The following is a 9,449-nucleotide window of genomic DNA, read 5'->3' as shown; positions in this document are numbered from 1 at the left end:
GAAATTAAAGAAAATGAATTGATTGCATTGATAACACATATGGCTTTTTATGTTGGTTGGCCCAAAGCAGCAGGAGCTTTAAATATAGCAATGAATGAAATGGAAAGTTAAAAATAACGATAAGAAAGAATTCATGTTTAAATGAATTCTTTCTTATCGTTATTTTTTAATGAGATATTTTTCACTTTTTCTCTTGCTTTTTTATCACTTGCGTAGTAAAGTGATAGTAAGATTCACGATAGGATGTGATCAAACATGCGTGATAATACGATAGGATCATTAATATGGTTACGTTTAATACGATTTACAAACCAAAGTAATCAGATGTCAAATGAGTTTTTAAAACGTTTTGATTTAACGACAGCTCAATTTGATGTTCTTTTGCAAATACGTACGTATCAGCCATTAACGCAAATGGAGTTAGCAGAAAAGGTAACTGTTACACAGGGCGGTATTTCTCGAATGTTAACTCGTCTTGAAAAAGAAGGATATATTGTACGAAAACAAGATTGGAAAACGAAAACGATTAGTCTTACAGAGCAAGGAGAAGCAGCTTTAGAGAGAGCATTGCCAGAGCAACTTGCGTTTCAATCTTCGTTTTTTGATGATGTATTAAATGAAGAAGAGCAGAAAATATTATACGAGCTAATGACGAAAGTTCATAAACATAGTGAAAAAAAAGAATTACCGCAAGAGTAATTTTTTTTACAACATCAATTGACTAATCAAGTGACATTGTAAGTGATAGAGAGATATATTTGAATTACTAACGTTTTTAGAAGAGAAGCTAATACCACATCATTAAAGGAGAGAGTAATTATGGAAAAATACCGTATGGATACAGGTAAAGGAATGGAGTTTGGATTATATTCAATTGGGGATCACGTTTTAAATCCACATAACGGAGAGAAAATTAGCGCAGAACAAAGAATTCATGAGTTAATTGAAACAGCAAAGTTAGCGGATGAAGCTGGACTTGATGTATTTGCTGTCGGTGAAAGTCATCAAACGCATTTTACAACGCAAGCTCATACAGTTATTTTAGGAGCGATTGCACAAGCTACGAAAAATATAAAAATTGCAAGTTCAGCAACGATAATAAGTACGTCTGATCCGGTGCGAGTATATGAGGACTTTGCTACAATTGACTTGATTTCTAATGGACGTGCAGAAATCGTAGCTGGTCGTGGATCGCGTATTGGGGGATATAGTTTACTTGGTTATGATGTAAATGATTATGAAGAGTTATTTGAAGAGAAGATGGATCTTTTATTAAAAATTAATAAAGAGGAACATGTAACATGGAATGGACAGTTCAGAGCACCGCTTGCACACGCATCGGTTATTCCAAGAGCTAAAAATAATAACTTACCAATTTGGCGTGCAGTTGGTGGCCCGCCAGCGAGTGCAATTAAAGCAGGACGCGCGGGTGTGCCAATGATGATAACAACACTAGGTGGTCCAGCTATTAACTTTAAAGGATCAGTAGATGCTTACCGTGAGGCTGCTGAGCAAAGTGGATTTGATCCAGCAAGCTTACCAGTTGCAACGACGAGTTTATTTTATACAGCAAAAAATTCACAAGATGCATTTAATGAATACTATCCTCATATTAATGCTGGTATGCTTACACTACGCGGTGGTGGGTATCCGAAAGAACAATTTACAAATGCAGTAGATTACCGTGACGCATTAATGGTTGGTAGCCCGCAACAAATTATTGAAAAAATGCTTTATCAATATGAATTGTTTGGGCAACAACGTTTTATGGCACAGGTTGATTTTGGTGGTGTACCACTTAATCAAATTGAGAAAAACATCGAATTAATTGCTACTGAAATTTTACCGACTGTTAGAAAACATACAGCAAAATAATATAAAAAATACCGAGAGTCTAATCGATTCTCGGTATTTTTTTATGTATGAATTTAGTTTGGAAAAATGACAAAAAAATGAATTTTTAGTCTAGTAAGAGGGAGGATATTTTCTATTTTTGAATAACAATATTTTGTGTTTGAATTTTAAAAAATATATTTTTCTCTTGACAAAAAACTAACTGATTTATTTGTTGGTTTAGAGGACATTTTTTCATGGGAAAGTCAAGTGTATGAAGAGGGAAACGAGTATTTTATTGATGCGAAAGTAAGTCTTATATTAAAAAAATACATTTTAGTAATGAAAAAAATCTGATTCAAAAAAATGACAAAAGACATATTTCAGACAAAATGATGTCAATAATACGTCAAAAATCAACTGAATTTACTATGCAGGTATATTATACAATTCGATTAACGGATAAAACACTACTGAAATAGTGAAAAGGTAAATTTTATGAGAAAGTTCTTTTGTAATTATCTTGAAAACTGAAAATTTATATTTTCTAAAAGTACATAAACAAATTTATCTTTCTATATTTCTAAGATTTGAGTTGTTTTATTCATACAACTCAATCGAAATTACGATATAAAAAATTATGAAGGAAGTGATTGTAGTATGGAAACGCTCGAATTGGCACGAATACAATTCGCATCAACAACGATTTTCCATTACTTTTTTGTTCCGCTGTCTATTGGTTTAGCTTTTATCATTGCGCTAATGCAAACGTTGTATGTGGTAAAGGGACAAGAAATTTATAAGAAGATGACGAAGTTTTGGACACAAATATTCCTTGTAAACTTTGCGGTAGGTGTAGTAACTGGTATTTTACAAGAATTCCAGTTTGGTATGAACTGGTCAACATATTCACGTTTCGTAGGTGATGTGTTTGGTCCATCACTTGCGATTGAAGGTTTATTAGCATTTTTCATTGAGTCTACATTCCTAGGTTTATGGGTATTTGGTGAAGATAAATTACCGAAGCGCATTCACCTTTTATGTATTTGGCTCCTTTCAATTGGAACAATGTTATCAGCGTTTTGGATTTTAACTGCAAGTGCATTTATGCAATCGCCAGTAGGATATGAAATGGCAGCAGATGGACGTGCACAAATGAATGATTTCTTAGCGATCATTCAAAACCCACAATTATGGGTACAATTCCCGCATACAATTACAGCGGCGATTGCAACTGGTGCATTCTTTATTGCAGGTGTGAGTGCATGGAAAATAACGAAAGCTCAAGAAACTGAAGTGTTTAAAAAATCGTTCCGCATTTCTATCATTGTTGGAACACTTACAACTGCGCTAGTATTATTCTTCGGTCATGCGCAAGCACAACAATTAATTAAGACACATCCAATGAAAATGGCAGCAGCTGAAGCGTTATGGAATACGAGTGAAGATCCAGCGCCATTTACAGTATTTGCAAAAATTGATGCAGAGAAGCAAGAAAACTCGTTTGAAATTCAAATCCCTTATATGCTAAGTCTATTATCATTTGATAAATTTAGCGGTCAAGTAGAAGGGATGAATCAAATTCAAAAGCAATATGAAGAAAAATATGGGCCTGGAGACTATATTCCACCAGTACACACTATGTTCTGGAGTTTTAGAGCGATGGTAATGAGTGGAACATTTATGCTTCTTCTAGGAGCGTACGGATGGTTCTTATCAAGAAAAGATCGTTTAGCTGAAAAAACTTGGTATTTAAAATTAATGGTGTATGCAATTGCACTTCCGTTTATCGGTAATACAGTTGGATGGATTATGACTGAAATGGGACGTCAACCTTGGGTAGTTTTCGGTGTTATGAAAACGGAAGATGCTGTATCTCCAAATGTTACGTTCGGAGAAGTATTATTCTCTTTAGTTTCGTTCACATCACTATATTTAATTATAGGTGGAATCACTATTTACTTATTCGTTCGTACTATTAAAGGACATGAGAATAAGAAAGCGAAACAGGATTCTCAAAGCCATGATCCATTTGATAAGGAGGATGAGTATGTTATCTCTTAATGAGTTGTGGTTTATCATTATTGCAGTTTTATTCGTAGGCTTCTTTGTACTTGAAGGTTTCGATTTCGGTGTAGGTATAGTTTCAAGGTTTTTAGGGGAAAACGATTTAGAGAAAAGAATTTACTTAAATACAATTGGTCCATTTTGGCACGCGAATGAAGTATGGCTTGTTTGTGCAGGTGGAGCTATGTTCGCAGCATTCCCGCACTGGTATGCAACTTTATTTAGCGGGTTTTACATTCCGTTTGTATTTATGCTTCTTGCTTTAATTATTAGAGGTGTTTCCTTTAAATTCCGTGCGAAAATAGATAATCATAAATGGAAAGGTTTTTGGGATTGGGGTATGTTTTTAGGAAGTTTGCTCCCGCCTATCCTTTGGGGAGTTGCCATTGCTAACTTTATGGTAGGTATTCCAATTGATGAGACGAAAAATGCTGTAGGTGGATTCTTACAATTACTTCATCCATTTGCATTACTAGGAGGAGTTATGTTCCTTCTGCTATGTATTGTTCACGGCTTGCAATTCCTTACTATACGTACAACTGGCAAGTTAAGAGAACGTGCGCGTATTGCTGCGTTGAAAATTGCACCACTCGCGATTATAGCACTTCTTATTTTTGCCGGTGTAGGGTTATGGAAAACAGATATATTCACTGGGCATGGTACAGAGTGGATTATGGTTCCAATTGGAGCTTTTGTAGCATTATGTGCGTCAACATTATTAAATAAAAGAAGAAGAGATGGTTGGGCTTTCGTTATGACGAGTGTAACAATCATTTTACTAAGTGCGAGTGTGTTTGCCGGCATGTTCCCACGTGTCTTAATTAGCTCATTAGGGTCAATATACGATTTAACAATTTATAATGCAGCATCGGGAGATTATGCACTAAAACTGATGACGTATTTTTCAATTGCTATATTGCCATTTGTTTTGGGAAGTCAAATATGGAGTTTCTATGTATTTAGACAACCTGTTAAGTCAGATAAAGATTTGGAGTACTAATGAAAAGAAAAAGAGGACTTCCATCGTATCCTGGTAGCCGAGTTTTATATGTAGTGTTAACAATCATTAGCATTTTAGAAGCTTTGAGTATTATTGCACAAACAGTGTTTTTAGCGCGGGCTATTACGTTTTTATTTCAAGGAGAAACAGTGCAATCTGTGTTAAATGAAACGGTTTATTTTGGAATCGCGTTTGCAGTGCGTCACATGCTAGTGCGAATATCACAAATATTAGTGGAACGTTTCGCTGAAAAAACAGGATCGCTACTGCGAAAACAATTAATAGAGGCGTATTTCACATTAGGTCCACGATATGTTCAAACTGCTGGAACAGGTCATCTGGTTACCTTATCGATAGAAGGGATTGAGAAATTTAAAACATATATTGAATTAACAATTCCTAAAATGATTAGAAGTAGTATCGTACCGGGGCTAATTGTACTATATGTTTTTACGCTAGATATTAAGTCTGGAATCATTTTAGTTGTAACGATTCCTATTGTAATTATATTTATGATTCTACTAGGATTAGCAGCGCAGAAAATGGCGGATAGTCAGTATGAGACATATCGTGTACTTTCTAATCATTTTGTAGATACGTTAAAAGGGTTAGAAACATTAAAGTATTTAGGTAAAAGTAAACAGCATGAAGGACAGATTGAAAAAGTAAGTAAAAGATATAGAAAAGCAACGATGCGTACTTTGCGAGTTGCTTTTCTTTCTTCTTTTGCATTAGATTTCTTTACGAGTTTATCAATCGCATTTGTGGCGGTCGGATTAGGGATACGTTTAATAGACGGGACAATTGTACTATTGCCAGCCCTTACGATTTTAATTTTAGCTCCGGAATACTTCTTGCCAATTAAACAAGTTGGAGCAAATTATCATGCTACGTTAGATGGGCAACTTGCAATGGAGCAAATAGAAGAGATTTTACAGCAACAAAAAGAATTAAGAAAGAAAGAATCTAATGTAGATCTAATTTGGAATTCCTCTAGTAACTTGAAATTACAAGATGTAAAAGTAAAGATTGATGAATCTGAAAAGGCAATATTAGAAGGAATTAACTTTACTTGGGAAGGCAGTGGCACTATAGGTGTAATCGGTGAAAGTGGGGCAGGGAAATCGACGTTAATCGACGTATTAGCAGGTTTTTTAACTCCTTCGGATGGAAAGATGATCGTAAATGGTGTAGAAATCGACGGGTCTACTCGTGAAGAGTGGCAAAAGAATATTGCTTATATTCCGCAGCAACCTTATATTTTCCCGCTTTCATTAAAAGATAACATTTGTTTCTATGAAACAAATACAACTGATGAAGAAGTGGAAAGAGTCATTAATGAAGTGGGTCTTCATACACTCGTTACATCGCTTCCAAATGGGATGTACGAGAGAATTGGAGAAGGTGGGCGTATGCTTAGTGGCGGACAAGAACAACGTGTCGCTATGGCACGTGCCCTTTTAAGTAAAAAGCCAATTATTTTATTAGACGAGCCTACGGCACATCTTGATATAGAAACTGAATTTGAAATCAAGCAATCGATGCTACGTCTGTTTGAAGGTAAGTTAGTATTTCTTGCAACACATCGTCTTCACTGGATGAAACAGATGGATCATATTCTTATTTTAAATAAAGGGGAAATGATAGAAAGTGGAACGTATGAAGAACTTTTAAAGAATGAGGCATTACATTTTCACAGGAAAGAGAGGGGATAGAGATGAGTAACTGGATTAAACCTTATATACAGCAAAATAAAGGTAGAATGACTGTAACTATTTTCCTTGGTCTTCTTGGAGTTAGTTCAGGTGCGATGTTACTTTTCATATCAGGTTATTTAATCTCTAAATCTGCTCTTAGACCAGAAAATGTAATGGCTGTATATGTTCCTATCGTTGCAACACGTGCGTTTAGTATAGGACAAGCAGTATTTCATTATTTAGAGCGTTTAGTTGGGCACGATGTCGTACTACGTATTTTAGAAAAGATGAGAACGAAACTATATAGAATAGTAGAACCGCAGGCGTTATTTTTCCGTTCACGATTTCAAACGGGCGACATGTTAGGTGTATTATCCGAAGATATAGAGCATTTGCAAAACCTATATTTACGTACAATATTTCCTAGCATATTAGCATTAGTTGTATATAGCATATTCGTAGTTGTTATTGGTGCATTTGACGTAGTGTTTGCACTTATTGCAGCATGTATGCTAGCGATTATCGTCTTTCTTCTTCCATTTGTATCCTTACTTTTAATGAAGCGACATCATGTTACGTTAAAACAAGGAAGAAACAGTTTGTATCAACAACTAACAGACGCTGTTTTTGGATTATCTGATTGGCAAGCAAGTGGTAGAAAAGATGAATTCATTGATAAGTATGTAGAACAAAATGCGCAGTTGTTAAAAACGGAAAAAAGAATGAAACGCTGGAATCACATTCGGGATAGTATCATTCAATTAGTAGTGGGGATTGTAGTTATTTCAATGATCATATGGACTGGAAATGAGGCGGCAAGTGAACAAATTGCACCTACCGTTATTGCGGCTTTCGTCTTAATGACGTTATCTGTCACAAATGCGCTTATTCCTCTTTCAGATGCCATCGATCGCATTCCATCATATGTAGAATCTGCTCATCGTCTAAATCAAATAGAAGGTAATGATGTTTTACACGATGAAAAGGAATTACATGAAGATAAAGATTATGCTCCATCAAAGCATATAGACATTGAATTAAAAGATGTATCGTATAGTTACCCAGATAGTAATGAATTCGTATTGAAAGAAGTATCACTACAAATAAAGGCAGGAAAGAAAATCGCCATTTTAGGAAGAAGCGGAACAGGGAAATCTACTTTGTTAAAATTGTTAACAGGTGCGCTAAGCCCGTTGCATGGTGAAGTTTTATTAAATAGTGAACATGCTCATACGAATCTTTTATCAAAATATATTTCTGTATTGAATCAAAAACCGCATTTATTCGATACGACAATTGGAAATAATGTGCGAATCGGCAAACCAGAGGCTACGGATGAAGAAATATGGAAAGCTTTAGAGAAAGCACAATTAGCTTCGCATATTGCTTCTCTTCCAGATGGATTACAAACAAAAATGCATGAAATGGGGAAAAGATTTTCTGGCGGGGAAAGACAACGGGTTGCTTTTGCAAGAACGCTAATGCAAGAATCACCAATCATTGTACTAGATGAACCTACAATTGGCTTAGATCCAAAGACAGAATTATCTTTAATAGAAACAATGTTTTCTGCAACGGAAGAAAAGACAGTAATTTGGATTACGCACCATCTTGTAGGGATTGAGCATGTTGATGAAGTAATATTCCTTGATCGTGGTCAAATTGTGATGCAAGGTAGTCATGAACAACTTCTGAAAGAAAATGAGAAGTATCGAAAACTATATGAGTTAGATAAAGGAATATAGTTTGAATAAGTAATAATTGTAAAAATAGCTACGCCAAATGGTGAAGCTATTTTTTGTTTTGGAATGAATATTTTATTCTTTTTTATGCTGGATTGCAGATGTATATGATCGTTACGAATTAAAGATGAATTTCATATTATACATATAATGGAGGGGATGTACATGGAGAGGCAGTATAAAATTCTTATTTTAAGTGATGAATTATCGGGGGAAAGGATTCGAAATGTATTAGACAAAAACAAATGTAAAACAATTGTTCAAGTTGTAGACGTTTCAGATATTGTTCATATAGAAAATGCTTTTCAATATATAATCATTTGGAGAGTGGACGCAGAAAAACTTACAAGTGAATTGAGAGACAGGGGCGTGCAAAATTCGAAAATTATTAATTTAACAAAATACATGTATGAATGGAAGAATAAATTAATTTCTATATATCAAATAAATCCGGATCTTATGTCTTTATACATTGCTATGAAAAAAGCAAAGAGTGATCCGACGTATGAATTGTTTGCGACAGGTTTATCTTATCCGCATTGTGGTATAAGTACAGAGCTCCTCTCAAAAAAGTCAATAAAATTAACACTTCCATCGCAAGATCTTTACTATGATTATTTAATAGCGTCACAACTTCTATCAAACGATCACTCCTTTCAATATTGTTTGATAGGAATAGCTTATTTCTCGTTTTACTTTGACATGTCGTTATCATCTGAATCATATAGAATTCACAAAGTATATTATCCATTGTTTCAAGACGGTCATCATACTGTAGTTCATTCTCCTCTGCCCACTGATGGATTCTCTCATCTAAATACCCCGAAACCACTTTTTTCTATTTTTAATTTGCATTTTGAATATATTTTATTAGACGAACTAAAAGATGAATCATTGATATTGCCCTGGATAAGTGCTGAATGGAATACCACGCCTCTTCACATTCCTTTTGAAGAACACGGAAAAATAAGAGCAGCGTCGCATGCTAAATTATCATATCCTCATACTTTAGTTGAATATAAAACGATTTTCAAAAAATATTTAGAACTACTGTTAAAACATGATATAAAACCACTAATTGTTGTATTCCCTGTTACTTCACATTATTTC

General features: G+C 34.7%; 7 protein-coding genes and 1 pseudogene. All 8 read left to right on the top strand.

Annotated features, from left to right (window positions below):
* Positions 1 to 111 (top strand): annotated as a pseudogene (locus KI369_RS25520) (carboxymuconolactone decarboxylase family protein); the annotation flags it as partial.
* 144 nt (positions 112 to 255) lie between these two features.
* Positions 256 to 699: a MarR family winged helix-turn-helix transcriptional regulator gene (locus KI369_RS25515; RefSeq protein WP_001205523.1), complete on the top strand. Its 444-nt coding sequence runs from the start codon at positions 256 to 258 to the stop codon at positions 697 to 699.
* 120 nt (positions 700 to 819) lie between these two features.
* Positions 820 to 1,875 carry an LLM class flavin-dependent oxidoreductase gene (locus KI369_RS25510; RefSeq protein ID WP_212958154.1) on the top strand — a complete coding sequence of 352 codons (1,056 nt, stop codon included), beginning with the start codon at positions 820 to 822 and terminating at the stop codon, positions 1,873 to 1,875.
* A gap of 618 nt (positions 1,876 to 2,493) precedes the next feature.
* A complete protein-coding gene (gene cydA, locus KI369_RS25505; RefSeq protein WP_071757893.1) occupies positions 2,494 to 3,897 on the top strand; it encodes a cytochrome ubiquinol oxidase subunit I in 1,404 nt (467 codons plus the stop codon).
* A complete protein-coding gene (cydB, locus tag KI369_RS25500) occupies positions 3,884 to 4,900 on the top strand; it encodes a cytochrome d ubiquinol oxidase subunit II (protein WP_212958143.1) in 1,017 nt (338 codons plus the stop codon). The genes cydA and cydB overlap by 14 nt, the downstream gene beginning before the upstream one ends.
* The gene (gene cydD / locus KI369_RS25495) at positions 4,900 to 6,615 is read left to right on the top strand and encodes a thiol reductant ABC exporter subunit CydD (RefSeq protein WP_212958141.1); all 1,716 of its coding nucleotides are present in this window, start codon (positions 4,900 to 4,902) and stop codon (positions 6,613 to 6,615) included. The genes cydB and cydD overlap by 1 nt, the downstream gene beginning before the upstream one ends.
* 2 nt (positions 6,616 to 6,617) lie before the next feature.
* Positions 6,618 to 8,342: a thiol reductant ABC exporter subunit CydC gene (cydC, locus tag KI369_RS25490; protein WP_212958139.1), complete on the top strand. Its 1,725-nt coding sequence runs from the start codon at positions 6,618 to 6,620 to the stop codon at positions 8,340 to 8,342.
* A gap of 162 nt (positions 8,343 to 8,504) precedes the next feature.
* The coding region (locus tag KI369_RS25485; RefSeq protein WP_212958137.1) for a hypothetical protein at positions 8,505 to 9,449 on the top strand (945 nt) is incomplete at its 3' end.

The sequence above is a fragment of the Bacillus sanguinis genome (assembly GCF_018332475.1).
GTDB classification, from domain to species: Bacteria; Bacillota; Bacilli; order Bacillales; family Bacillaceae_G; genus Bacillus_A; species Bacillus_A sanguinis.
Note: the sequence above shows the minus strand (reverse complement) of the source record. Positions and strands in the feature narration are given on the sequence as shown.